This is a genomic window from Paenibacillus hemerocallicola (assembly GCF_006265175.1).
Taxonomy (GTDB): Bacteria; Bacillota; Bacilli; order Paenibacillales; family NBRC-103111; genus Paenibacillus_AB; species Paenibacillus_AB hemerocallicola.
Genome location: NZ_VDCQ01000021.1, coordinates 87009 through 113652, shown reverse-complemented (window position 1 = coordinate 113652; position 26644 = coordinate 87009). Strand labels below are relative to the sequence as shown.

General features: G+C 55.4%; 19 protein-coding genes and 1 pseudogene. 2 read left to right on the top strand and 18 right to left on the bottom strand.

Annotation, left to right across the window (positions count from 1 at the left end):
• Positions 1-184 precede the first annotated feature (184 nt).
• The 6 genes from FE784_RS16665 to FE784_RS16640 all read right to left on the bottom strand — a co-directional run bounded on the left by FE784_RS16665 (position 185) and on the right by FE784_RS16640 (position 8865).
• Positions 185-1066, bottom strand: a complete 882-nt coding sequence (locus FE784_RS16665; protein WP_139603350.1) for a carbohydrate ABC transporter permease — start codon at positions 1064-1066, stop codon at positions 185-187.
• Between the two features lie 13 nt (positions 1067-1079).
• Entirely contained in the window at positions 1080-2045 is a 966-nt protein-coding gene (locus FE784_RS16660; RefSeq protein WP_139603349.1) for an ABC transporter permease, read from the bottom strand.
• 96 nt (positions 2046-2141) lie between these two features.
• Complete coding sequence (locus FE784_RS16655; RefSeq protein WP_139603370.1) at positions 2142-3764, bottom strand: extracellular solute-binding protein; 1623 nt, start codon at positions 3762-3764, stop codon at positions 2142-2144.
• A 149-nt stretch (positions 3765-3913) separates the two neighbouring features.
• Positions 3914-6229, bottom strand: coding sequence for an AraC family transcriptional regulator (locus FE784_RS16650; protein WP_176706281.1), 2316 nt, complete (start codon positions 6227-6229; stop codon positions 3914-3916).
• Between the two features lie 381 nt (positions 6230-6610).
• A complete protein-coding gene (locus FE784_RS16645; RefSeq protein ID WP_139603347.1) occupies positions 6611-7492 on the bottom strand; it encodes a sugar phosphate isomerase/epimerase family protein in 882 nt (293 codons plus the stop codon).
• A gap of 44 nt (positions 7493-7536) precedes the next feature.
• Complete coding sequence (locus FE784_RS16640; protein ID WP_176706280.1) at positions 7537-8865, bottom strand: ABC transporter substrate-binding protein; 1329 nt, start codon at positions 8863-8865, stop codon at positions 7537-7539.
• A 245-nt stretch (positions 8866-9110) separates the two neighbouring features.
• Between FE784_RS16640 and FE784_RS16635 the strand changes: the two genes are divergently transcribed.
• On the top strand, positions 9111-9926 hold the full coding sequence (locus FE784_RS16635) for a helix-turn-helix domain-containing protein (RefSeq protein ID WP_139603345.1): 816 nt from the start codon (positions 9111-9113) through the stop codon (positions 9924-9926).
• Between the two features lie 154 nt (positions 9927-10080).
• Here the strand turns inward: FE784_RS16635 and FE784_RS16630 are convergent.
• The 4 genes and pseudogenes from FE784_RS16630 to FE784_RS16615 all read right to left on the bottom strand — a co-directional run.
• A pseudogene (locus FE784_RS16630) lies at positions 10081-10269 on the bottom strand (histidine phosphatase family protein); the annotation flags it as partial.
• A 20-nt stretch (positions 10270-10289) separates the two neighbouring features.
• Positions 10290-11606 carry an ABC transporter substrate-binding protein gene (locus FE784_RS16625; RefSeq protein WP_176706279.1) on the bottom strand — a complete coding sequence of 439 codons (1317 nt, stop codon included), beginning with the start codon at positions 11604-11606 and terminating at the stop codon, positions 10290-10292.
• A 134-nt stretch (positions 11607-11740) separates the two neighbouring features.
• On the bottom strand, positions 11741-12994 hold the full coding sequence (locus tag FE784_RS16620; RefSeq protein WP_139603343.1) for a sialidase family protein: 1254 nt from the start codon (positions 12992-12994) through the stop codon (positions 11741-11743).
• Positions 12995-13047: 53 nt separating this feature from the next.
• Positions 13048-14409 carry an FAD-dependent oxidoreductase gene (locus tag FE784_RS16615; RefSeq protein WP_139603342.1) on the bottom strand — a complete coding sequence of 454 codons (1362 nt, stop codon included), beginning with the start codon at positions 14407-14409 and terminating at the stop codon, positions 13048-13050.
• A gap of 441 nt (positions 14410-14850) precedes the next feature.
• Here FE784_RS16615 and FE784_RS16610 point away from each other — a divergent pair, with 441 nt between their 5' ends.
• Positions 14851-15609 (top strand): IclR family transcriptional regulator, encoded by a 759-nt coding sequence (locus FE784_RS16610; protein ID WP_139603341.1) that lies wholly within the window; start codon positions 14851-14853, stop codon positions 15607-15609.
• A 227-nt stretch (positions 15610-15836) separates the two neighbouring features.
• On the opposite strand, the gene FE784_RS16605 is transcribed toward FE784_RS16610, so the two are convergent.
• The 8 genes from FE784_RS16605 to FE784_RS16570 form a co-directional block, all read right to left on the bottom strand.
• Entirely contained in the window at positions 15837-16925 is a 1089-nt protein-coding gene (locus tag FE784_RS16605) for a sialidase family protein (RefSeq protein WP_139603340.1), read from the bottom strand.
• A gap of 13 nt (positions 16926-16938) precedes the next feature.
• Positions 16939-18087, bottom strand: a complete 1149-nt coding sequence (locus FE784_RS16600) for a GNAT family N-acetyltransferase (RefSeq protein WP_139603339.1) — start codon at positions 18085-18087, stop codon at positions 16939-16941.
• 153 nt (positions 18088-18240) lie between these two features.
• Complete coding sequence (locus FE784_RS16595; protein ID WP_139603338.1) at positions 18241-19812, bottom strand: extracellular solute-binding protein; 1572 nt, start codon at positions 19810-19812, stop codon at positions 18241-18243.
• A 32-nt stretch (positions 19813-19844) separates the two neighbouring features.
• Positions 19845-20750: a carbohydrate ABC transporter permease gene (locus FE784_RS16590; protein ID WP_139603337.1), complete on the bottom strand. Its 906-nt coding sequence runs from the start codon at positions 20748-20750 to the stop codon at positions 19845-19847.
• Positions 20744-21676 (bottom strand): ABC transporter permease, encoded by a 933-nt coding sequence (locus FE784_RS16585; protein WP_246132058.1) that lies wholly within the window; start codon positions 21674-21676, stop codon positions 20744-20746. Before FE784_RS16585 ends, FE784_RS16590 begins: the two co-directional genes overlap by 7 nt.
• Before the next feature lie 247 nt (positions 21677-21923).
• Positions 21924-24161 (bottom strand): helix-turn-helix domain-containing protein, encoded by a 2238-nt coding sequence (locus FE784_RS16580; RefSeq protein ID WP_176706278.1) that lies wholly within the window; start codon positions 24159-24161, stop codon positions 21924-21926.
• 175 nt (positions 24162-24336) lie between these two features.
• Positions 24337-24768: a DUF1801 domain-containing protein gene (locus FE784_RS16575; protein WP_139603334.1), complete on the bottom strand. Its 432-nt coding sequence runs from the start codon at positions 24766-24768 to the stop codon at positions 24337-24339.
• A 159-nt stretch (positions 24769-24927) separates the two neighbouring features.
• Complete coding sequence (locus FE784_RS16570; RefSeq protein ID WP_246132064.1) at positions 24928-26565, bottom strand: PhoX family protein; 1638 nt, start codon at positions 26563-26565, stop codon at positions 24928-24930.
• Positions 26566-26644 lie beyond the last annotated feature (79 nt).

The following is a 26644-nucleotide window of genomic DNA, read 5'->3' as shown; positions in this document are numbered from 1 at the left end:
CCATCATCAAGCCTCCTCTAATTTCGATCGACTTCCCTTGCATCCAGTTGCCGCCGGGCCGCGGCGCGGGAGGGAGGACAAAAAAAGCTCCCCCACGGAGCTTTTCTCGGATGTCGGCGATGTCGGATACGATTGTTGCGGATCCAGAATGAGCTTTATTCCGCACTGGCCGTATAGGGAGCAATTAGCCCTTGATCGCTCCGATCATTACGCCTTTCACAAAATATTTTTGCAGGAACGGGTACAGCAGCAGAATCGGTATCGTCGCCACGATAATCGTCGCATACTTGATCGTCTCGCCGATCGGCATTTTGTCCGCGCCCCCGACGCCGGTCATCATCGAATCCGTGCTGTTCGTAATCAATATTTCCCGGAGGATCAGCTGCAGCGGATACAGATCCCGGGTACGCAAGTAGATCAGGGCGTTAAACCAGCTGTTCCAGTGGCCGACGCCGTAGAACAAAATCATGACCGCCACGACCGGCATCGACAGCGGCAGCACGATCCGGAACAGAACGGTGAAATCGTTCGCGCCGTCCAGCTTGGCCGACTCCTCGAGGCTGACCGGGATGCCTTGGAACGACGTCCGCATAATGATCAGGTTATACGCGCTCATGGCGCTCGGAATTATCAGAGCCCACCGGCTGTCCAGCAAGCCCAAATTGTTGACGAGCAAATAGGTCGGAATGAGTCCGCCGTTAAAAAACATCGTAAACACGATCAGGAACATGATCGGGTTTTTCCACATGACGCTCTCCCTGGACAGTGCGTAAGCCCCGAGCGAGGTCATCAAAATATTGAGCGCCGTCCCGACGATGACGTAAAACAGCGTGTTGGCATATCCGGTCAAAATCGCCGGATTGGCGAATACGAGCTTGTACGCCTCCAGCGTAATGTCCTTCGGGTACCAGATCAGCCCGCGCATTTGCACGACCCAAGCCGGATCGCTGAGCGAGGCGAACAGGACATACAGGAACGGATAAATCGTAACGACGGACAGCATGATCAGGAAGATGACGTTCGCGCCGTCGAAGAGACGTTCCCCAAAGCTTCGTTTGATCACCATGAGTTCCGCCCCCTTACCAAAGCTTGTTGTCGCTAGTCCGCCGGCTTATCGCATTGGCCAGCACGAGCAGCGCGAAGTTGATGATCGAGTTGAACAGGCCGACCGCGGCGCTGTAGCTGAAGTCGGATTCCAAAATCCCTTTGCGGTATACGAACGTACCGATGACGTCTGCCGTCTCGTACGTCGTACTGTTGTACAGCAGCAATATTTTATCCGTGCCGACCGTCATGAAGCTGCCGATTTGCAGGATGAGCAGGATGACGACCGTAGGCATAATGCCGGGCAGCGTGACGTGCAGCATTTGCTTCCAACGGCTCGCCCCGTCGACCCTGGATGCTTCGTACAGCGACGGATCGATGCCGGACATCGCCGACAAATAGATGATCGATCCCCAGCCGACGCTTTGCCATATGTTCGAGGAGATGAAGATCGTCCGGAACCAACTGCTTTCTCCCAAGTAGGCGACCGGCTCGACGCCGAACAAGCCCAATACGTTGTTGATCAAACCGTCCCTGGCCAGAAAATCGACCAGCATGCCGGAGATGACGACAATGGAGATGAAATGGGGCATGTACGTGACGGTTTGGACGAACCTCTTCAAGACGTTGCTCCGCAGCTCGTTCAGCAGCAGCGCCAAAATAATCGAGGCGGGAAAACCGAACAGCAGCTCGTATAAGCTGAGCAGCAGCGTATTGCGCAGCAGTCTCCAGAAGTAGTAGCTGTCGAAAAAACTCTCAAAATGGCGGAAGCCGACCCATTCGCTGTTCCACATGCCGAGACCCGGCGAATAATCCTTGAACGCGATCTGCAGACCGTACATCGGCACATAGTAAAATATGACGTAATAAGCGATTACGGGCACGAGCATCAAGTACACATACTTGTTGATCCGCAGGTCGCGAAGCGAACGGTACTTGAAGCTGTTTTTATCGACCGCCGGCTTCGGGGGGCCGGACTGTTTCTTCAGCATGACGGACATGTTGGGCCCTCCTTTTTTGATCCATTTTGTATCATAAAGAGGCGGGAAGTTCGGCAGCGGGGAAGGCTTGCCTCCCCGCACCGAAATCTCGCGGCGTTATTTCCGGTTGTTGTAACGTTCCAAGGCCGCTTGACGCGCTTTGATCGCTTCGTCGATACCCATGCTCTTGATCGTCTGCACGAACTTGTCGAAGTTGTCGATCGGCTCGGCGCCCATAATGAATTTGTTGATCATCTCGTCGCGATACGTTTTCACGTCGTTCATGATCGAAGCCGTCTTCGAGCTTTCCTCCGCCGTGAGCGTAATCGGCGGCATTTGCTTGGCATGCTCGGCCTTCGCCCATGTCTGGGCCGCCTCGCGCTGCTCCGGCATCGTGAAGTATTGCTCGATGTACCGCTTGTCCTGGACGATCGGGCCGCTCCAGCTGGCGATGAAATATTTGGCCATAGCCTGCGTGATCGGCATCTTATCCGGATTGTTCATAATCGCATCGGTATATTTCGGGTAGCCGTTATCCAGCTTGTAGCTTTCGCCTTCGATCCCGAAATTGAACAACAGATGACCTTCCTGACCGTACTTATAGTCGAGCCATTTGACGATTTGCTCCGGGTTCGCCGCCGACGCCGATATGGCCGCGCCGATTCCCGTAAACGGCATCGTATATTGTCCGAGCGGCTTGTCTCCCGACTTCAGACCCGGATAAGGCGCTCCGGCGAGCTTGAAGCTCGGCGTAGTCGGCTGGACGAGCAGCGAGTAGCGGGAAATGCCGCTGCCCGGATAAGTGGACAACGAGCCGAGCTGGTTGTTCGTCACCTTGGCGTCCTTCAGCTTCGCGTCCGTGGTCGTGTAATCCTTGTCGATCAAGCCGTCCTTGTACCATTTGGCCATAGTGGCCAAAAATTCTTTGAACTGCGGCTCGATCGGTCCGTATTTGATTTTGCCGTTTTCGTTATAAAAATCGGAGGTGATACCCCATGCCCCGACGAACAGATGGTTGTAATCCAGATCGGCAATCGAGAAGAAATACGGGATCTCGTCCTTCTTGTTGTTGCCGTTCGGATCTTTGTCGCGGAAGGCGGTCAATACCGTTTCCCACTCGGAAATCGTGGTAGGCATCTTCAAATCCAATTTGTCGAGCCAGTCTTTGCGCAGCACCGGACCGTTGACGACAGCCAGCATCTCGTCGCCGAGCAGGAACGGCATCGCGTAAATGTTGCCTTCGTCGGTCGTAATGAGCTTGCGGAAGCTCGGATTGTCCTTCAGCACCTTGGACAAGTTGGGCGCATGCTTCTCGATCAGTTCGTTCAGCCGGATAATGCGCTTCTCTTTAATGAGGCTGTCGGCGCCCTTCGGCGCGGCGTTCCAGCCGTACTCGATAACGTCGGGCAGCTTGCCGGAAGCGAGCATCAGGTTGAACTGGTCCTTCTCCTGACCGACCGGCGGATGCTGGAATTCGACCTTCGTCCCGGTTTTTTTCTCCAATTCTTTATAGGCGGCTATTTCATTGTAGGATTTCATCGTGGCGGCCGCGTTGGGATTCAACGATACCCAATAAGTAAGCGATTTCGGATAGGCCGCTTCCTTCGCTTCCGTACCGGTCCCCGGTGACGGATCCGCCGTTTTCGGCGATTCTTCCTTGCCGCCGCATGCCGCGAGCAGCACGACCATAAGGGATGCGACCACAGCCGTAGATGTAAGCACTCTCATTTTTTTGACCATATCCAAGTTGACCCTCCCATGCCTTTCGTAATTGCGGGCGTTTCCGTCCACAACCCCACTATAGAGGAACTCGCGATGCATGCCTACAATCCGTTGCCGTCAACCATAAACCGCCCTTCATATCGGGCACCAACCGATTTTAAGCTGGCCTAACCGTCCTTCATCTCGGCCGCTTGCAGCAACGTTTCGCGGTATTTTCCGGGGGTAATGCCTTCCACTTTTTTGAACACCCGGATAAAGCCGATATCGGTCGCATACCCTACCTGCTGAGCGACCTGCAGCACGGTCAGGCGCGGATCGCCAAGCAGCCGCTTCGCTTCCCGCAGCCGGACCTCAACCATAAAGTCGGTCAAATTGACGCCGTTCTGCTTCTTGAACAGTCCGGATACGTACTGCGGAGTCATGCCGAAATGATCGGCGATGGAGGTCAGGCTTAACGCGTTGTCCGCGTAATTGTCCTCGATATAACGCCTCAGCCGTTCGTTGAGCCGTCCCGTCTGGTCGGTTCGCGCTTCCCGGACGCTGTGGCAGATGGCGCTGCATATGCCTTTGATCTTGCTATGCATATCTTCCGCCGATTTGCTGTTAAATATAAGCTTGACCGGATCGGGAGCGTTCCCGAACAACCGTTTCTCGTCCAGCTTGAGCGCATTCATCACCTTCAGCATCGTGCTGAGCAGGTCGAAAAACAGCGTCTTGCCCATCTCGGGCGTCATGCCGTGGGTAGCTACGTTTCGCTCGTACAGCTCGTCCAGCAAGCGGACCGCTTCCTCGTATTCCCCGCTTTTCATAACATTCATGAGCTGGGCTTCCGTTTCGATCGGATAATGGTAATACGCGCGTTCCATTTCGCCGATCTGCTCGAAATGAATGACCGAGCTGACGCCGTGGATAATCCGGTAATCCAACGCATTCAGCGCCTCCCCGTAGCAGCGGCCGGTCTCGGCGACCCCGGAGCGGATCGAGCTGATGCCGATCGATATGTTCATCCGGAACCGTTCCTCGATCAGACGCTTCAGCTGCTCGAGCATCCCGTCACGCTCCCGCTTCGTCTCGTCTTCCGCATCCGGAACGTTGAGCAGCAGCGCCAGCCGGTTGCGTTCCGTCTCGGTTACGTAGCCGCGCTCTCCGATCAGCTCGCTGCTCGTATTGAACAAAATAAACCGTGCAAGCGCCCATTCCCGTTCGCTCCCGTCGCGGATAAATTCGCTGCTTTCGTCCACCTCGATCAGCACGACGCATACGTACTCGTGGGGAAAACGGACGCCCATGAATTGGAGAGACTGCTCCTCCAGCGCTTCCGCATCGGCCTGTCCCTTCAACAGCCGCGACAAAAAATAGGTGCGCACGACGGGAATGTGCCCCTCCAGCTTCTGCTTCATCTCTTTGCCTTCCGCCAGCGTCTCGGCGATCGACGTCTTGATGAATTCGTATTCGTTGACGAGCAACGGCTTGTCCGCCGCCTGCTTCCCGTTCATAATGGCCACCATCATATCGCGGATCGGGCTGTAGCTTCGGTAAGCCATCCAATAGGCGACTATCGCTCCCGCCGCAATGGCGAGTCCGAGCAGCGTGAGCGCCCATGATTTGACTTCATTGACGCGCTCCAGCAAAACCTTCTCCGGCACAAGCGACACATATTTCCAGCCGCTTTGTCCGGTCGTATGGGACAAGATGCTTTCGACGCCTTCCGCCCGGTACTTCCGATACCCGCTGTCCGATACGATTTCTTCGAACAAGCCGCCTGGCAGATCGAACCCGCCGGTCGTAGACAAAATCACTCGACCGTTGTCGTCAATAATGTACATCTGGCCGCTGCCCGCCCACTCGATTTGCTTCAGCAGGTTGAATATTTGCTGGTCCTCGATATTCATAACCAGCGTCCCCCACACGTTTTCGTTCTCCCCGAGAGGCAGCGAAACGGCTGTTTGGATCACTTTCTTGGAATTGGAATTGTCCTTGATGCCGGTAACGGGCCAAAACGTTTTGAAATGGTAGCCCGACAGCAGCTCCGAACGGATCTGCTCGAGACTTTTGCTCTCGTAAGGGTACAGCTGGGTGAAGAAGGTATCGGTATCGGTTTTCAGCGTAGGGGAAAGAATGACGTCCTGTTTGCGCAAATGGATGTAGAAGTCGTTGACGAACCCGGTCCCGCTGCGGATGTTTTTGAGCGCCTTGACCGCTTCGTCATATTGGATATATTTCTCGCTCTCCTCGATCGTCCATAACGTCTGCAGCTTCGGATGCGTGGCGATCTGCACGGTCATCTGATCGATCTCCTGCAGATGGTTGTCCACGATTTGGCGCACCTGCTCCAGCATCGCCAGATTCGACCGGCTCGCGTTCTGGACCATCGTGTTCTCCATATTCGTATACAGGATGGCGGATACCGTCACCGGAATGATCAGGATGAGGATGTACGATAACCATAAGGTCAGAAATACGCTTTTGCGGCGGCGGATCATATGCGGCATACCTCCCGTATGAAATGGGCAGAGGAAATGAACTCTTCCCACCGGATTTGTAATCGCTTTCGGAGTGCTGCTAACGATGCTTCAGGACTGAAGTTTACCATATTTGCTAGCCCTCTTCAAACCGATAAAACCATGTTTGCCGCCTGCAGTCCGCCTTCGGCCCAACCCTATTTTCCCTCGAAAGCTAATAAATATTTACGCAAAAAGGGGCTGTCCCACAAGTGTGGAACAGCCCTCAGCTGATTGACCTGCAGCAGCCTTGTTAGTAACCGAAAAAGCACATGCTATTGCTATTGAAACGTCACGGAAACCTCCGCCAAATCTTGAATGCTGCCGTCACAGGCGCTGCTTTCCGTCGATAATCCGGGTCTTCTACGATTGCGTCAAGGTCAGACAGTATTCGCCGATTTCGTATCCAACCTTCGCAAGAGAATCTTTTAAAGACTCGGGCAACCCGTTAAACTCCTTATGCGTCTCATAAGTAAAATCGCCCTCGTACCCGATCTCGACAAGCGCCGGCATGATCGAACGCCAGTCCACGCTGCCGTGAAACGGAAACATATGCTCGTCCGATTTGCCGTAATTATCGTTTACGTGCGTCGCCTTGAGCCGCTTGCCAAGCGTACGGAGCGCCGGACGCTGATCCTTGTACAGGAAATTGGCGTGACCGAAGTCCCAGCATGCGCCTACCCGGGGCTCGTCCCAGACGTCGATCAGCGCGGCGAGCTCGGCTGCGTGGCTGGCAAACCGCCTTTTCGACGTTTCCCTTTCGATCATATTTTCAAAGGCAATACCGACATTATGCTTGACCGCAAGCTCGACAATGGGAGAAAAATGTTCCACGTTGTCCTGAATGCACGCCTCCACGTCCAGAGCGGTTTTCGCCCGGTCCTCCTGGGGATGGACGACGGCCCACTTCACACCGAGGATGGAGCTGGCGATAATGGAGCGGCGCATCATCTCCCCGTACACCTCCAACCGCTCCGTCGGCTGCTCATTCTCATGTCCCGGTAAAAATACGGGATGCGACTGCGTAAATCCAATGCCCAGCTTCTCCGCCTCATCCCGGAGCTCATGCATCAAATGCTCCCAGTTGTCGTTGACGAGATCGGTTTGACCCGTCAGCGCCCGGCAAAAATTAATGTCCAGCACCCGGTACCCTACTGCGTTTAACCTTCTAATTGACTCCTTGTAAGGCGTATAGCCCCCCGACAAAGTTAAGCTGAACGTGCCCGTTGTCGTTGAAAGTCTCAACTCGGATCATCCTTTCCTATCATTTGCCTGCGGCCGACACGGCATTACTTCCGAACCTTTTCAATTTCAACCGCCTTATTGATTTCCTCGTCAAGCTCTCTCAGCACCGTGTTCACATCGTCCAAACCTTTCAGGAATGCATCGAACTTTTTCGTAGTGAGCGGTTCGGCGATTTCCCGGTATAAGTATATCGGGTATTTCACCGGCGTGCTTTTCACGATGCCGGCTATGTTTTTATCCTTCAAGACCGGGTCGCCCTGCCCGAACGCTTTCTTCACGGCTGCGTTTTTAAGCGGCGATATTCGGCCGGATTTGGAGACGTTCATCTGTACTTCATCGGAGGTCAACACCTCGATCACCTGAAGCACCTGATCCATACGTTTCGTTGTCGGAACGGCTCCCACCATATAAACCGTCGAGTTTCCATAAATATTCGGTCTGTCCTTGTAGTACGGATGCTGCACGACATCCCAATCGAGCCCGTCCGCCTCTTTAAGCTGCGAGAACTTGCTGGTTTCATTCAGCATCGCAATCGAGCGGTCCTTGATGAACCCGTTCAATCCGTTCTTCTTCGAATCCTGCGACGGTTCGTTGCCGGGAATCGAATAAATGTGCTTGCCCAATTCGAATACGCGTTTCCAGCTTTCACTCGACGTAATCGCCTTCTCCGTTTTGCGGTCGATATACTCCAGCCCGAGAGGCTGGGCCATTCTCACGATACTCCCTACGTCCCAACCGCGATACTGAACGTTGTTATCGACCCGCGTCACCTTTTTGGCAAGCTCCGTAGCATCCTCAATGGTCATGCCGTCCTTCGGATAAGGGACGCCGAATTTATCGAAAATGTCCTTGTTGTAATACAGCGCATGAAATCCGGTTTCGATCGGCAAGCCGTATAATTCTCCTTTTTCGGTTGCCGCATATTGAATATCGTCCAGGTAATTTTGCTCGAACCGGTTCAAGTCGACCGGATTTTTCCCGAAAAGCGGCTTCATATCCATGTTAATGGCCCGCTCTTTTAAACCCGGCATGTTGCCGTTAAACGAAATGTAGAGGTCCGGAAGATCGCCGGAAGCAATAAGCTCGTCGTACGCTTTAAACGAGGTGACATTCGAAAGCTCCAACGTAATATGGGGATACTTCTTCGTGACCGGCTCGATATACAGTTGCTTGAATTCTTCGGTAATCGGCAAATGTACGGCGAACTTGAGCGTAACCGGCGTCGTATCCACGGCTTTCGCCGATGCGGGCTGCGGGCCGCTTCCGCTCTCCCGCCCCGCCGGCTCCTGCCCGCAGCCTGCCAGTACAGCGGTTCCTAAGATTGACATGCCCAGCAATAAAGAAATCCTCTTGCTTTTCAAATTGCTTATCAAAGTGAAAACCTCCATTTGCAAAGTCAAATATTTTCAATCCCCCATTGACAAATGGCCGGTTTGATCCACTTGTCCAGTAGGCACTTTGAGTATAGCAACCCAATTCGCATAGTCTGTTAATTCACCGTAAAGATATTGTAAATCGTATATTTATTTCAATAAAACAGCAGGATTTACGCTTGTACATATAGTATTCATTCAAATACAATATACTTTATTTCAAAATTAGGAGCTGATCCTTCTTCATGGATGCCCAGGCTTTATGGAACCGGCAGCCGCAGCTGGCTTTTCACTTTTATTTCGAGCGCAAGGAACAATTTGAAATGAAGGAGGACACCTATCCGGTATGGGTCATATTTGCCGTCGAATCGGGGAAATTCCGGTTTCGCATCGATAGCGAAAGCGGAGAGGCAAGCGCCGGAGATCTGATTTATTGTCCTCCGGGCCGCACCTTTCATCGCGAAATGGTGTCGCCGCTCGGACTTCATTATATCGGCTTCGAATTTGCCGACGGCCAGCAGAGCGAGCCCAAGCCGCTGCCGCCATCCGTTAAATCGCATCCGACAGACGGCAAACGGCTGTTCTCGGACTTCGCCTATTTGCGCAAGCTCCATCACGCGGTCGATCCGCGCAGCGTCCAGCGCAAGCAAATGATTCTGGGCGATATATGGCAGCTCACCTGCGAGGATTGGGAGGATGAGCATCTGAAGGTCAAGCTTGAGCATCTTCCGGATTCGGAAGATGAACTGATGAACAGGGCGACGGAATGGCTCTCTCGGCACGCCTATACTCCATTCGGCATGAGCGAGCTTTCCAGTCTGCTTGGGCTTAGCCCCGTCCAGTTTACGCGCCGTTTCCGGAAATCGTTCCAAATGACACCGTCGGAGTTCGTTCGATCTGTGCGCATCCGCAAGGCGGCAGAGCTGCTGCTGGAAACCGACATGACGCTGGATCAGATCGCCAGCCGCTGCGGCTATGAGAACGCCTTCTATTTAAGCCTTGTGTTTGCCAAAAGCATGGGCAGGAGGCCCTCCAAATATCGCGAGATGAACCGGGTATAGGAACGCCTGCCCCGAGACGTCAAAAGAACCGGTCACCCCGTCATCATGGGAACCGGCTCTTTTAACGTCAAAAACATGTAGGTTCGCTAATGCTTATTCCTTCTCGGACGAATGTCTTGCGCCATCATCAAGCAAATACTCCCACTTTTCGCCGTTATGTGACGACGAGCACGCGCTTTCCGGCATAACGCGAGGCTATATCCCGGATGATCGCGGCGGCGATCATTTTCGCCATTTCCCGGGCTCTTCTTAAATCGCTTGAGATGAATACGTCCCAACGCTCTTCGGAGAGTCGCCCGGCCACTAACGCCGCTTGCGCCCTCCCCTCGGCATTCAGCGGATTTTGCGTATTCCGATTTTCGGTTACTTTTTGGCGGCCTTCGTCTCCGCCACCATTTTGGCGATTTCTTCGTCGGCCAGCCGCATCGCCGTATTCATGTCGGTTTTGCCCGTATAAAACGTTTCCAGATGCTTGGTCGCGATGATCCTCGCCTTCTCGTCATATACCGTTTTCACGTGAGGGTCGGCCGATCCGACGGCCAGCAGGGCGCCGATGTCGATGCCTTTGCTGAGAGGGCTTTCCGCGTACAGCTTGTTTTTGATATCGGTCTTGGCCAGAGCGGTCATATTGCCCTTCGCCGAAGACATCGACTGCACTTCATCCGACAACAGGTGCGCCATCACCTTGAATGCTTCGTCCGGGTGCTTGCTGCCGTTCGGAATAACGAATCCGTCGGAGAATATGCCCGGACCCGCGCCCGGCTTATCCTTGAACGTCGGATAGCTGACGACCCCCCACTGGAAACCTTCGCTTGCCGCTTTGGCCAGATCGAGATTATTGAGCAGCAGCAGCTGCGGGAACATGGCCAGCGTCCGGCTTTCGAGAAACGCCTTGGCTCCGTCTCCGAAAGTGGCTCCGCCCGGATAGTTGCCGGGAATGCCGTATATGTCCTGAAACATCTGGAACAGCCTTCTCCAGCCTTCGTTCGAGGAGACGACCGCTTTGTCCGTAGCCGCATCCACATAGGGGAGCGACAGCTGGGACTGCATCCGGTTCAGCAGCGTCCCCGCGCTTAAGCCGCGGTACTGGATGCCGTTCTCGTTGCGGGTCACTTTGCGCCCCAAGTCGATGACCTGATCCCAGGTCATGCCGTTTTTCGGATACTCCACGCCGAACTTGTCGAAGATGCTTTTGTTGTAATGCAAGCCGAAGGCGTAAGAGCGGAACGGCAAATAGATGAGCTCTCCGCTTTTCGTATACGACCGGATGCTTTTGACCATCTGCGGATCGAGCCGCTGCAGGTCGAACTGCTGCTTCTTGACGAGCGGCTCCAGATTGACGGGAACGTTCAGCTCGGTCAGCTGCTGGATGTTGGTCAGCCCGAGCCATATAAAGTCGGGAATGTCTTGGGTCGCGATCAGGTTTTCCATCGTGACCTGCTTGTCGGCATCGACCTTCTTGATCGTTATGTTCGGATATTTCTTCTTGATCGGTTCTTGAATGTAATCGACAAAATCCTGGTCCCGCAATATGCCGTGCGCGAACAAGGTCAACGTGACCGGAGCGCTCTCCGCGACTTTCTCCACCGCTCCGTCGCTCCCCGCATCCTTTCCGCAACCGCTTACAATCAGCAGGCTGCATAATGCGCCCACCCCGGTCCACCATACTTTCTTTACCATTGCGCTCCCCCCAATACTTGTTTTCCATCGCCGCATAAGCGCTTACCCACGCCCGGCCCGCCGCATCGGAGAACGGCTCCTCGCCGGCAGCCGCTCCCTGCTACGTATTCTTTGCCGGCCTCTGTTCGAATCGGTCAATACGCCAAATCCCTAAAGTTTCTTATCGTGTGAAAAGTCAGCTTGTACGCGTCGTGAGCGCTGCTCGAATGCTCCCCGCCGGAGCGGCTTACAATGTGCAGATCGTCGCCATCGATCGTCATGCTGCCGTATTGCCGCGACTCTTTGGCGAACCGGCCCGCGCTGACCAGTCCGGCGAAGCACCAGTCGATGCAGTTCGTGGAGAAGTGCAGCTGCAGTCGGTCCCGTTCGTTGTTGGGCAGGCCGTACCGATCGGGCGGCAGTCGCTCCGCTCGGGTCATGCTGTCTCTAGCCTGCGAGCTCAGCAGCCAATACAGCTTCGTCTTCTCGTCGTACAAAATATGGAACTTCATCTGCCCGCCCGGACAAGGGACGAATACGACGCGCTTGCCGGACGGAACGGTTTCGAGCCCGGTGGTCATCGTGCCGTCCTCGTTCTCCACCACCTTGGCGATCGCCGCATAACCGGTGCCGCCCGTATTGGCGCGCATCCATAAATGGAACGTCCGACCGGCCGGATCATGCCAGTAATGGTTCGGATCGACGAATTGCACCACATTCGTCTCCAGCCAGCCTACCGGAGCAGCCATGCGTCCCTCGGAAGCAGGCGCGTGCTCGGTCGAATACGTCGGAAAAAACGGGGCACCGAAATAATCGAGCTCCCGGGCATCGAGCGCGTCGCGGAAGGCCAGCTCCGAGGCGAATGTCCAGCTGTCCCGACGCGTCAGATCGGCCGATTCGGCGCCCCGCATCAGCACGGGTGCAAGCGCGCCTACGCCCCATCCCTTGAAATCGGTGTAGACCATCCGTTCCATGACGAGGTATACGTTGCCGTTGGCATAATGAACGTTGCAAGGGGCTTGATGCCACTTCTGCCCTTCGGTCAGCGCATAAGCCTCCGACCACGTTTCGCCGTCGTCATCGGAGCGCATCACCATCAGATCCTGACAATGTCCCAGCACGTACAGCGATTTCCCGGCAACGAACGGCCTGGCATGGAAAAACGGATATTCCGCCTTCAGGACGAAGCTTTTCCCGTGATCGTCGGAGACGAATACTTTCCCCATTTTGCTCAAGTCCTTCGGGCGCGTATACTTCCAGTCCGCCCAACGGTTGCCCAGATCCATCGTCGCGACGATCCGTCCGCCGGGCAGCCGTGTGATCCCCGGACTGCCGACGAAGGTCGTCGCGGGAGCCGGCGATTCGAATATCGTCAAATAAGAATCTGCCAAAGGCCGTACATTAGCCATGTGTCCCCACTCCTTGTTGTTTCATATAAATTTGTCCCCGGCCGCAGCGCCCTTTAGCGCCCTCGCCACAACGGATCGAAATCCGCTTCCCGGTCGAGATAGTCCAGTTTTCCGCGCAGCCAGCCGGCGTCGACCTCTTTCGCGGCCAAATCCAGCTCGGCGGCCCGGCTTGCGGCTATCCCGGCCGCTTCGCCGATCCCCGTCATCGTCGCCATAACCCGGATCGCAGCCGATGCTTCATGGTTCGCGGACAATGCCCGGCATGGAACCAGCAGGTTATCGATGCGCTCCGGCACGATGGACCGGTACGGGACTTCGTAATAATCGCCATCGGGGACGTTGAACCGGGTAGCCACAGCCCCGTACCCTTCGGTTGATTCGTGGTCGAACCCCGATCCGGTAGGGGAATGAATATCGATAAAATAACGGCTGCGCACGATTGCGTCGTCGAACTTTCTCGCCCCGGTAATGTCGTGCTCGGTCATCATGTAAAGTCCTTTGATATGCCGGGTCTCCCGAACGCCTACCTGACAAGCCACCTTCTCCAAATAGGATTCGGAGAAGTAGGGAACTTCCCGCCTCAGCCAATCGGCCAATATATAAGCCTGCCGCCGCCCCTCCCGTTCGGAGAAGCTCAAATCTTTGGCCGCAAGCCCGTTCACCTTGTTGATTCGGGTCATATTGAAATGAAGCACGCCCGGATGGGGATAGTCGTAGAAATGAATCCATTCCCGGTAAGGAAAGTGCAGCCTTCCTTCCTTGATGGCCTGTTGAAAATACGGCTCTACGAGCAGCCTGGCTTTCTTGTGTCCCTTCTCGCCCCGCTGGCGCAAATGCTCGAGCATCAGCCCCTTATCTACATTGCCCATCCGGAAGCTGACTGTCATCGCCTGTGTTAATTGATCGGCTGGCCTGCCCAAGCTCCACTCGCAGCCGACCAGACTGGCCAGATCCGCATCGCCCGTGGCATCGACGAACATCTTCCCCTCGATAACGCCCGGACCGTCCTTCGAAGCCGTTCGGATCGAGACGATCCGTCCGCTCTCGCATACCGCATCCGTCACCATCGTATGGTACAGCGCATCGACGCCGGCCTCCTGCAGCATGCAATCGTATACATATTTCAGACGCTCCTCATCGAAGGCCGAATCTGTCAGCGCCGAGCCGTAACCGCCCGATTCATGCAGCCTCCGCACGATTTCCTTGAAGATGCCGCCGATCAGCGACCCGGTTGCACCCGTTTCCGGATGCGGATATTCGTGTCCCGCCCAAGGGTTCACCAGCGCGCTGGTGGCCATCCCTCCGCAAAAGCCGTACCGTTCGACCAGCAGCACGCGCGCTCCCGACTTGCCTGCCGCTATGGCTGCGGCCGTCCCCGACGGCCCCCCGCCGCACACGATAACATCGTATCGCATCGTCCTACCTACCTCCTCATCCCTTAAGCCAGTGATGTCGTGTTCGTTACCCGCAATCGAAGATCCGATTGCCCTCCTATCGGCCTGCCCCTCCCACCTCCGCTTCCGTGCAATTTAGTCGCAAGCCTCTTGAGAAGTGCTCCCCTTCCGAAAATAATGTTCTAATTATTAGAACGTCGTTCTATTTATTGAGAACACCTAAATAGTAGCATAGCACCGGATGGAATACAATCCCCGATTTCAAGTTCGCTTCCTGCATGTTTTTCGATTTGCGAGGCAATTCCCTTCTTCCATCGCATTGGGATTCTTTCGTTCGTCTTTTATAGGCGTTTATTGATTGCACGGAGGCATTCACGTATAATGGGATTGTTACAAAATTCTAAATATATGAACATCGTTCTGAAATAACGGCACTTATATTCGGCTTGGAGTTGAGATATCATGCTCGAAGAAGGTCAAGTCAAAACGAAAACGCTGTATAAAGCTTTGCAAGTACTGGACTGCTTCTCCGCGACGACGCCCGAGCTCGGCATTACCGAAATCAGCGAACGTCTCGGCCTGTACAAAAGCAATGTCCACAATATTATGGACACGTTCGTGAAAGCGGGCTATATTAAAAAAAATCCCGATAACGGGAAGTACAGGCTCGCACTCCGAGTATTGGAGCTCGGCCATGTCGTGTCCAGCAATATCAGTTTCCGCAAAACGATCCAGCCCCATATGCAGGAGCTGGCGGACGCTACCGGCGAAACGATCTTCCTCGCCATACCGAGCGACGATGCGGAAGTCGTGTACCTGGATTCCTCCTCGCCGCGAAATTTAATGACCGTGAAATCGGTGATGGGCATCAAAGCCCCCCTGTACTGCACCGGCATCGGCAAGGCGATGCTCGCCTACTTGCCCCGCGAAGTCACGGAGACCATACTGGCCAGGGGACTTGACGCCATTACGGAACATACGATTACCGATGGAGAAAAGCTGCTGGAAGAGCTGGAAGCGGTCCGGTGCCGCGGATATGCGATCGACAATATGGAGCACCAGTACGGCATCAAGTGCGTCGGCATGCCGATCCGCGCCCGAAAAGGCGAAGTGGTCGCCGGCCTCAGCATATCCGGGCCCTCCCTGCGCTTCGACGACCAGGCGATTGAAGCCCATGCGCAAAGGCTTCGGGGAATCATTGCGTCGTTGGAAATCGATTGACCCGCCTTGCCGTCGCGCCCTTCCCTGCTGCTATGATACGGTGCGGAATCAAGCCTATACTGAGATGGTTTCTATAGATCAAAAATCAGCCATAGCGGCAACACAGAAAAGGCGAAGCACATTACAGAGAATCATTCTGTAATGTGCTTTGCCCGTATGGATGTACTTTATTGCCCGGCCGGGTTATATTCGTACCGTCAGCAAGGAAAGACAACGGAACGGTCCGATCAAGGCTTCCACAAAGTCGCGGCGATGTAGCAGGCTCCGCCCGGCTCGTCATTGTAGTAATAGACGATTACGAGCGTTCCGTCGCTGCGCAGCACCGTGCGGGGGTAGCCGATATCATGGCTGCCCGCTTCGGCGTTCAGGACGATTTCTTCGCCCCAGGTCAGCCCGGCGTCGGAGCTCAGCTTGGCTCTCATGCCGTAGGGCGCGTTCCGGTAGGCGTAAGTCATGCATAGACGTCCGTCATGCAGTCGGGTCAAGGTCGGCGGATTGCCGCCATGTCCCGTGTCGGCTACCGGACGGCTTACATAAGTCCACGCAGCTCCATTGTCGGACGATCGGTACAGATCGATCCAGTTCTCCGATAAGTTGTCGCCGGTCGTTCTGCGTTCGCGCGTCGCGACCAGGATGTCGGTATCCGACAGCCGGACGCTGGCCGGCATAATCGAGAAGCCGTTGCCGGCTTCGGGACCGATCCAGGAGACGAACTCGAACGTCCTGCCCCCGTCCGCCGTCCTCGCGCAAAACACCCGGCTGCCCGTCTCCGTTCCTTCTACGGTCGGCGCGGTTAGGAAGAACAGGCATTCGTTCGCGCCGGACACCAAGTAGTCGGTACGCGCCGCCAGGCCGATCTGCCCCATCATCGGCAGCGCAAACGGTCCTTCCCAGGAATGGCAACGGTCGCCGGACGTGTAAAACCACGATCTCGAGCCTCCCGTCAAGTCCTGCCTCGCGCACATCAGGGCGAAATCCGGATGGGCGAAGTCGATCGCCCGCTCGACCGGAACAGGCTCATTGGCCTCTTCGGCCTCTCCCGGCTGCGAGGCGGAGTGCTCGCCCGCCGACAGCCCTTTATTGCCCGGGGTGCGGACCGGCGTCTCGACCGACAGCCAGCTTTCTCCCCCGTCGAAGCTTCGTGCCTGCATGGCGACGAAAGGCCTCGTCTTGTCGCGGGCATGAAACCCGCCCTCCGTACTGTGATAGCCTAGCGTATAACCGACGACGATCTCGTCGCCCCACGACCATATCCCGTAGTTGGCCGGCCAGCCCGCGTAACGTCCCGCTTCTTTATACACCATAACCGTCTTCATGAGCGCCCCTCCATTACACGTAATTCAATCCTTTTGTATAGGGAAACGGAACCGGCAGGAATGGGGCTGCCGCAGCCAGCCATTCGCTCTCCAATGCGGGCCCCTCGGGCTCTTTGTCGAACAGGAGCTCGGTCAGCCGCGCCGGATCAAGAGTCCCGCTTACGCGGCCGCCTATCGCCACGCTGCAAGCGCCGTCGTCATGGACCCGCACCGTCGGCACTTCGCCCCCGATACCGGCTGCCCGGTCCCAATACGGACGAAGCTGTTCGAACAGTCTGGCCGGGTTCACGATATGAACGGTGCCGGAATTGCCCTCTTCGACAGCAGTGCCGCCCCCGGCCAACGACTGCTCCATCTCCTCCTCGTGCCAGCCGACCGTAATGTCCAGCTTGTCCGCCAGTCCGTCCTTAAGAGCGTGCAGCAAAATCGCGCAAACGTCTTCCGCCCCGCCTGCCCATTCTAGAACATAGCTGTTGCGGTCCGCATAGTCGATCCCTGCCCGCTTAAGCGCCAGCACGCAGAAAGCGACGGCCTCCCCGTCCCGCTCGGCGATCAGCGTCGTTTGCTCCATCCGCTGCATCGACGTTACCGCGGCGGCGGCATGCAGGTCCGCCAAATCCCAAACGCTCTGCTCGTAATAAACGGACCTCGACGCCGACAGCTGCCTCAGACGAAACCAATCCGCAGCATCCGCAGCCCTGCACCGTACTGCAGGGGACAGCCCGGAAGCGAGCGTCTCCGAGCGATCCGCCGACAGCGTATGCTTGCGAAACGCGCCGAACCGATGGCAGCCCGCATCCGTATACAAGGAGCGTATGCCCGAGACGAGCAGCAACGACGCTCCGGCCTTATCGACGTGCCGTTTGGCATAGTCCAGAATGAGACTGGCATAGCCTCTTCCCCGGAAGTCGGGATGCGTGCACACCGCCCCGTACGAATATACTTGCAGATGCGCTTCCCCTACTCTTACGACAGCGGGCACCAAGCCGGCAAACGAGACGAGCCGTTCGTCCACATAACCGCCTATCGCCTGCCCCAGACTGCCCGAGAACACTTTCGGCGACGAAGCCGCAAGCGACGGGCGGTCGTCATTCCTAAACGTCTGGTCGACAAGTCCGATCGCTTCCTTCATATCGCCGCCAGTCAACAGACGAATATCCATATGCTGTTCTTAACCTCCATCGGCCGTTCGGCAAAGTCGTACGCCCGCTTACGGACCGCTGCCGACGCGGCTTCCTCTCCCGGAATTCGCGGCCGACGGCAGCCCGTGCCTGTCAACGGGCAGTCCGGCTTTGCGCTTGCCCTGCCGTTATGTTTATTTCATCCGTTTCCATGCGGCGTTGTAAATGTCCTCGATTTCGCTCGCCCCGCCTGCCGCAACTTCCTTGGCGAAGGCGTCGAGCTCGCCGAGCGGACGGCTGCCAAGGATGAACTTGTCGACATTTTGCGTGACGATCGTATCCACCTTCGTCGTCAGCTGCTTCAGCTTCTCCCGCTCTTCCTCGGTGAACGGCGGATCGAGCGGCTTCTCGACCACTTCCTTGCGGTCCTTCTGCTGCTTCACGCTGTCGGACCACTGCTTCAGCTCCGGCGGGGAGATCGTCAGCATCGGCGTATCGTCGGTGAACGTGCTGAAAGCCAGCAGCCCCGTTCCGAGGAACGATTGCATCGCGCGATACGGGTCCTGCTTGTCCTTATACTGGTCGATCAGGCTTTGGGTGATCGTCACTTTGTCGCCCGATCTAGTGAAATGCTCGCCGGGCACGCCGAAGTTGGTAATGTCCGCGCCTTCGTCCGAATACATCCAGTCGAACAGCTTGACGATTTCCTCCGGATTTTTCACCTTGCTGCTGATCGCATAGGAATTGAAGCTGGACGGATTGTCCATGTAATTCCGTTTATTGCCCGCCGCATCCTTGAAGACCGGCAGCATGTCGAACTTCGCCTTCGGATTGAGCTGCTGCAGCGCGGCGTTGAAATTGACGGCAAACGTATAATTGTCGTAGAAAAACAGCGATTTGCCGGAGCTCAGATTTTGCTGCCACTGCTGGGCCGTCAAGTTCGTAAAGTTCGGGTCGAGCAGCTTTTCCTTGTACAGCTTGGTCAAATACGTCATGACTTCCTTGAATTCCGGATGCGCCGGACCGAACAGGTATTTATCCTGCTTCGGCTCGTAATAGATGGAGAAGCCGCTGCCGAAAGCATAGGCGAGGAAACGCAAATTATATTGCGAGCCGCTGCGCATCGTCCACGGATACGAGTCCGGGTACTTCGCCTTGAACGCCTTCAGCACCTCGTACAGCTCCTCGAACGTGGTCGGCGTTTTCAAGCCCAATTCCTGCAAAATATCGGCGCGTATCATCGGGAAGTTGCCCACGTTCGCCGCCACCGACTTGCGGGCCATAATCGGGAAGCCGTAGAAATTCCCGTCGATCTTCAGCTTGCTCGCCTCCGGCTCGCTCTCCAGCCGTTTCTTGAAGTTCGGCGCGTATTGGTCGATAAGCGGAGACAGGTTCAGGAAAATGCCCGTGCTCGCATAGTTCGTAATATCGGTCCGGGATACGTGCAGCACGTCCGGAATATTGTTGGTGGCGATCAGCGTCTTCTTCTTCGCCTCGTAATCGCTGCTCGGCACGCCCTCCATATTGACCTTCACGTTCGTCTTCGCCAATATTTGCTTGAGCGCGGGGGATTCCTTCAGCACCGGCTGGATCGAGCTGTCGCTTCTCATGACCGTAACCGTTCTGGCCTCCGGCGTCTTGGCGGCCGAAGAATTCGCATCGCCGGCTTTCCCGCTCTCCGTGGAGGAGGAGCAGGCCGACAATACCGCCACCGCCGGCAGCAATACGCTCAGCGCTGCGGGAACTACCCGTTTCTTTGTCCTCATCTCGAGAAACACCCCTTCTGATAATCGTTCGATCAGCCTTTCAGCGAGCCTACCATGGAGCCTTTGACAAAATATTTTTGCAAAAACGGATACAGCGCGAGAATAGGCAGTATCGCGACCATTACGACCGCATATTTGATATTTTGGTCGACGACGAGCATTCCTACCACGCCGCTCATCTCCGTCGACTGGGCCGACATGTCGCCCTGTATGACGATATTGCGCAAAATCATCTGGACCGGATATTTGCTGCTTTCGTTCAAATAGATCAGCGCGGAGAAAAAGCTGTTCCAGTGACCGACGGCGTAGAACAAAGTCATCGTCGCGAAGAGCGGGGCCGACAGCGGCAGCACGATCGTCCGGAATACTTTCCAATCGTTCGCTCCGTCCATATGCGCCGACTCGATCAACGCATCGGGAATCGCCTGGAAAAACGTGCGCATCATGACCATGTAGAAAACGTTGACGGCCGGCGGCAGCACGATCGCCCACAGCGAGTTGAGCAGGCCGAGGCTGTCGACTACCAAATAGCGGGGAATCATCCCCCCGTCGAAAAACATCGTAAACACGATCATCATCGCGAATACGTTTTTACCGTAAAAATGGCTGCGCGACAGCGGATACGCGCACAGCGCGGTCATCGCCAAATTGATCGCCACGCCGACCGACGTATACAGCAGCGTATTTTTGTACGCCTGCACGATCGGAGCGCTGGAGAAAATGATGTCGTACGCCTTCCAGGTCACATCGACCGGATAAAAACCGACCTCTCCCCGGCTAACCGGCCCTCCCGAGCTGATCGAGATGATCGCCATGTAGTACAAAGGGTACAGCATGACGAACACGACGCCGAGCAGAAGGAGGAAGTTGACGATATCGAACAGCGAAACGTTTTTTTTGCGAAAACGGGACAGGGCTGCACCGCCGTTCTTTACCATAGACTGGTCCCCCCCAGCCATCTCGTCAGCCGATTCGCGCCCACGACCAATATATAGGCTACGACCGATTGGAACAAGCCTACGGCAGAGGCGAAGCTGAGATCGCTTCCGAGCAAGCCTCTGCGGTACACGTACGTTTGAATGACGTCGGCCGTCTCGTACGTCGCGCCGTTGTACAGCAGCAATATTTTCTCATAGCCGACGGACAGCGAATTGCCGATCGCGAGCAGGAACAAAATCGTAATGACCGGAACGAGGCTCGGCAGCGTCACGTGCAGCGCCTGCTTCCACCGATTCGCCCCGTCCATTCTCGCGGCCTCGTACAGCTGCGGGTCTATGCCCGTAAGCGCGGCCAAGTAAATAATCGTCCCCCAGCCCACCTGCTGCCAAATATCCGATGCGGTGTATATCGTCCTGAACCACGAAGGCTCGATCAGAAACTGGATCTGCTCCGCTCCGAACCATTCGATCAGCCGGTTGAGCATCCCGTCCAGCGCCAAAAAATTGACGAGCATGCCGGATATGACGACCGTGGACAGAAAATGGGGCAAATAAGCCACCGACTGCACCAGTCTTTTGAAAAACTTAACCCGCAGCTCGTTCAACAGCAGCGCCAGCACGATCGGCGCCGGGAAATTGAACAGCAGTCCGTACAGGTTGAGCATGAGCGTGTTCCGTACCAGCTTCCAGAAATAAGGATCGTACAGAAACACCTTGAAATGGTCCCATCCGACCCACGGGCTTTTGATAAACCCGCTGAACACGTTGTAGTTCTGAAACGCGATGACGTTGCCGAAAATCGGAATGAAATGAAACAAAACAAAATAAATCGCGGGCAAAGCAAACATCGCATACAAATATTTGCTTTTCCTCAACTGTCTCTTCCAATGCGGGGTCCGTACTCCGGCCATCTGTGTGCTGTTCACCTTGCAAGCCTCCAATCCCTTACTCACACACATGAGAACCAATCGTTCCCTATAGAGGAACGATATTCTCTATTGTATCCGGCCCAATGCCCGTCGCTTTCCTCGTCTCTCCTTTCCGTACCGGCGGTACCGTATTGTCGATCCTTCTTCAGCATAGCCGGTCGATGAAGCGCTTTCTATTGCCAGTACGGCGCAAACCGTCCCAATTTCCCGCCAATCGGGACAGTCCCATTTTTCCTTGCGAGTCTCAAATCGGTTCTTCGGGCGTCGCTTCGCCTTCCTGCAGCATTTTCCGATAATCCTGCGGCGTAATTCCCTCATATTTTTTGAACAGGCGGAAAAAGGTGGATCGGCTTACAATCCCTACTTGTTCCGCGATCTCGTCATTTTTGAGCGATGTCGTGCCGAGCAGCTTCTTGGCTTCCGCAATCCGCTTGATTTGGATATATTCCGTCAAGTTCGTGCCGGTCGATTCCTTGAACAGCTTGGAAATATATTTCGCGGACAAATTCATTTCCGCCGCGACCTGCTCCAGATACAAATCGTTCCTGTAGTTGTCGTCGATATATTGAATCATCTTCATGACGATTTTCGCCGCCTTGTTATCCTCCTGGGACGGTGCGTTCTCCACGATCTCCCGGCAAAAGCGCAGCAGCAGCGACAAGTGCTCCTGCAAGTCCAGAAGCTGCGAAGCGCGCCCGACCAGAATGAGATGGTCGCTCTCCGTCAGCATGCGCTGCGGACTGATCCCTTTCTCCATCAAAAATTTGACGCCGATATTGTACAGCTCGACGAGCAGCAAATTCATGTACCAATTGGACGTGCCCTTCTCCAGGTTCAAATCGACGATCGCGCGGATTTCCGTCTCCAGTACGGACATCTCTCCGCTCCGCAGGGCGTTGATGATCTTCCGCTCCTCTACGAAGCCGAAATGATAGTACTGCTCGAGGGGAAAGAGGGAAGCGTCGATAATCTGGGTATCGCTGTTCTCGTCCGCCTTGGCGAGCGCCAGTCTGCAATCGCCGTACGATTTGGCCAAATCGCCGATCTGCTCGTAGATCCGGCCGACGCCGACGACAAGACGGCAATACCGGGTGTCGTAATTGAACGTCTCCATCAGCACGGAGAGCGCCCGGTCGAGCGCGGAGCGGTCTTGTCCCTCCTTCAAATTGACCATCGCCGCATACAGATTTTTCTGGGCATCGATCACATAGGCGGATACGTGCCGCTGAAGGATGCCTTGAATGATTTTCTTCATATTTTCCAGCACGATCAGCCGGTCCGTGTCTTGAATGTCCTCGTAAAACGCGGGCTTGAAATGGAATTTGATGCCGACGCACACGTACTGGCCGCCCTCGAAGCCGATTTCCTGCATTAGCGCCTCATGCTTGCCCAAGCGATTCCCGCCCAGTACGTACGTAAAGGCATTTTCCAGAAATTCGCCGGAAAACTTCTCCCGTCGATGCTGGGCATCGAGCAAATTGCGGATCGGGTTGTACAGCTTGTTGCTGAATATAAAAGAGAACAAAACGCCGAGCACGATCAAAATACCCGACATCCACTTGATCAAGGATAAAATGCCGCTGGCCATATTGGTGTATTCCGCAGCCGGCGTTACCGAGTAATACTTCCAGCCGTATTCCGACCGGTATACGTTCACGACGGAACGGCTCTTATCCAGCTTCAGCTCGGCGTAGCCGTTATCCGTACTCCCCACGGCTTCCGTGACCCGCCGAGCGACGTCAGGCTGCAGCATGTCCGGCGAGCCGGTCACGATGCGGCTATTTTGGTCCGTCACGAGAAAAGCGCTCGAATCGACCACCCGGTTTTGCTGCAGAAACCGGTTGATTTGCGAAGCGGATACCGTGGCGACGAGCACGACCCGGTTGCCGGCAATATATTGGGCCAGCACGAATGGAATTACCGTTTCGCCGCCTTCCCTGTACGGTTTGCGCACCTCCGTCGGCTCCAGCACGCGCAACGAAAAATCGCTCCGCAGCAGGTCGGACCAGTAGGATTCGCCATAGTCGGCAAAACGGCTGAATTGGGTAAAAAACGAATGAAAGCTTTCCATCCCGTCGCTTTTGTACACCCAATCGCTATCGGTATAGACGAACATATCGTCGACATAAGGGCTGACGATATTCCGATTGGACGCCAGCCATTTGACGATGCTCGTTATTTTTTCTTTCTCGTCGACGCTTTGCTGCTGATAGGGGACCAAGTATCGCTGTACCGTGTCGTTCATCAGAAAGTTCATGCCCGTTTGCTCGGTTGTGCGAAGCACATTGTCGATCGCCTTGGAGGAGGAAATGAGATTGGAGCCGATTTTATCGACGGTCTGCTGCTTGAACACCGCAACATTGGCTGCGTAAATCCCCGAGCCGATAATCAGGGTAGGCACCAGCAAAAACAAAAAGTACGACAGGATGCGAAAATACAGCTTGTTGGTCTTTGCCGGAAATCTCCATTTCCCGAAGTTCATCTCGATCGAACCCACCCTTTTGTCTCGTTGTACATATTGTAGCAGCATGGCAGCGGCAAGCATAGGCGGGAATCGCGGCAAGGACGGGACACAAGTCCAATCAAGCGCAAAAGGACCGTCGAATGGTCGGCGGCCTTGCCGGAAATCGAATACTGCCTGGAATCGTACTGCCTTTCTAGGAACTTGTTGCATCCATCCATTTCGTTATCGTTGCTTCGAGCTTTTCTTTCTTGGCCTGCACGTCATTCATATCGGTAAATTTGACGATGGCTCTGTCCCCGGATACCCATTCCAATAGCCCTGTCGGATCTTCGAACAGGGGGCCCTCCCCCGCTTGATCCTTTGCTTTCGCTCCGCAATGAAACACGAGCCGAAAAAATCCTTTGCCCTGCAAATTAAAGGTCACCCTGTCCTCGTCCTGAAGACAGAAGCTAGGCGCATTCCATTTGATGTGTTCGGTAAGCCGATTGTCGGCATTCAAAATAATGGTCCGGACTTCCTCTATTTCCTTCTTTAGCGGATGTTGGAGACTGTCCATAAATTCGACCACTTGCTCGTGACCGGATCGTTTCATGGATGCTCCCGATTTCCGCTTGTTCGCTGTCATAGGAACTTCTCCTTCGTATCTTGTTGGTGCCGACGGTTACGTTCTTATCTGAACCTTATTGTACCATGCGGCAAGCACCGCGGTTTCTCATTAATTGCGGATTAAACGGCAAACAGCCACGGAAACCGATCCGTGGCTGCTTGTAGAAGCGTTTCTATTTCATCCGAGCTTAAAACCGCTGATCGCCACGACTCCGCAGCGGGCGATCGAATCGCCGGGACGATGAGGCCACAAACTGGTCGGCTTGCTCAAATCGGTCGTCATCTCGCCGGGGTGCTGGATGGACAGGAACAGTGTACTCTCGTCCGGGGTGAAGAACGGGCCGGTCAGCTCGCTCTCGACCGGTGCCGACGCGAACTGCATCGCTTGCGCCATGGCCGGTCCGTGCGAAGGCACGACGAACAATCCGTTGTTCATGAACGATTTGTAGACGCCCTTATTATGGCTGCTGGACGAGATGTCCGTGACGACCCACAAATTGCCGCTCGAATCGAACGCCAAATTGTCCGGCGAGCTGAAGCCCGATTGGCGTCCTCCCGCGATAAAGATTTCGAAATCGAATTCGGTCCCCCCGAGATCGTCGTCCTTCTCGAAAATGCGCGTAATATGCCCGTGAATGTTGCCATGCGTATCGTTGTTCGTATGAGCGATGAACACCGTATTGTCGAACGGGGATATTTCGATGTCCTCCGGGCGGTCCGTCGGCGTGCCGCCTACGATCAGCGCGGCTTCGTGGCAGTTCGCCACGACGTCGCCTTGGTTCCGGAACTTGGCCAGCAGCTCGTCCCGCGTTCCTTTGACGCCTGTCGGGGCTTTGAAGCCGGTGTTTGCCAGCAGCTTGGCGATCGCTTCATACGTAACCGGCACCCATTTGCCCGACTTCAGGTTGGCCACGTACAGCGAGCCGTCCTCCAGCAGAGCGGAATTGGCGCGGCCGAGCGATTCGTCGTATTTGCCCGCGCTGACGAACTTGTACACGCAAGCATCCTTCTTGTCGTCGCCCATGTACACGACGACCCGGCCGTCGGCGGTCAAGCCCATCGCCGTATTCTCATGGTTGAAGCGTCCCAGCGCCGTATGCTTCTTCGCATAGGTGCCGTCGAACGGATCGATCTCTACGACCCAGCCATAGTGGGTAAGCGGCAATCCGGCGCGCTCGGCCGTCTCCGAGAAGTTTTCTTCGCAGGACAGCACCGTTTTCCATAACGTGATGCCTCCCGAACAGTTGGCGAACGTTCCCGTCGCCGATGCCGTGCTGCCGACCGCCTCCGTCCATTTGGCCGGACCGGTCAGCTCGAACGGCGTATAGCCGTTGACGCGGCGGGCGTATGCGGAGCCCGTGTCCATTTTCCAGGAGCCGTCCCAGTCCCGATACACCTCGATGACGGACATGCCTTGGTAATACAAATCTTTCTGGATCTGCTCGTTCGTCCATTTGCCGTCCTCGGCGATCGGTCCGATGGAGAAAATGTTCGTGTACTCGTGGTTGTTGACGAGCAAGCCGCGGGTGTTGGAGCCGTCCAGCGGGAAAAACGCGTTATAGTCGGACCCTTGCCCGAATCGCTCGCCCGCTTGGTTGATCACGTCGTCAAATGCGGCGACTACGTCGTATTTGTATCCTTTCGGAAGCAGCAGCAAATCTTCCTTCGACGGCTCGATCGGCTCGAAATAACCGCTCACCTTATTCGTCTTGTAGCCGAACAGATGGTCGGCCGTCGGCGACGACGCGGAAGCCGCTCCCTCCAACACGCCGAGCCCTGCCGAGGCGGCGGCCAAAGCGGCGGCACCCGTACCCATATAAGACAAAAATGTGCGTCGGTTGATCTTCTTCTCCACGAAACATCCCTCCAGTTCCGGAAGCGAACAATGCCGCAGT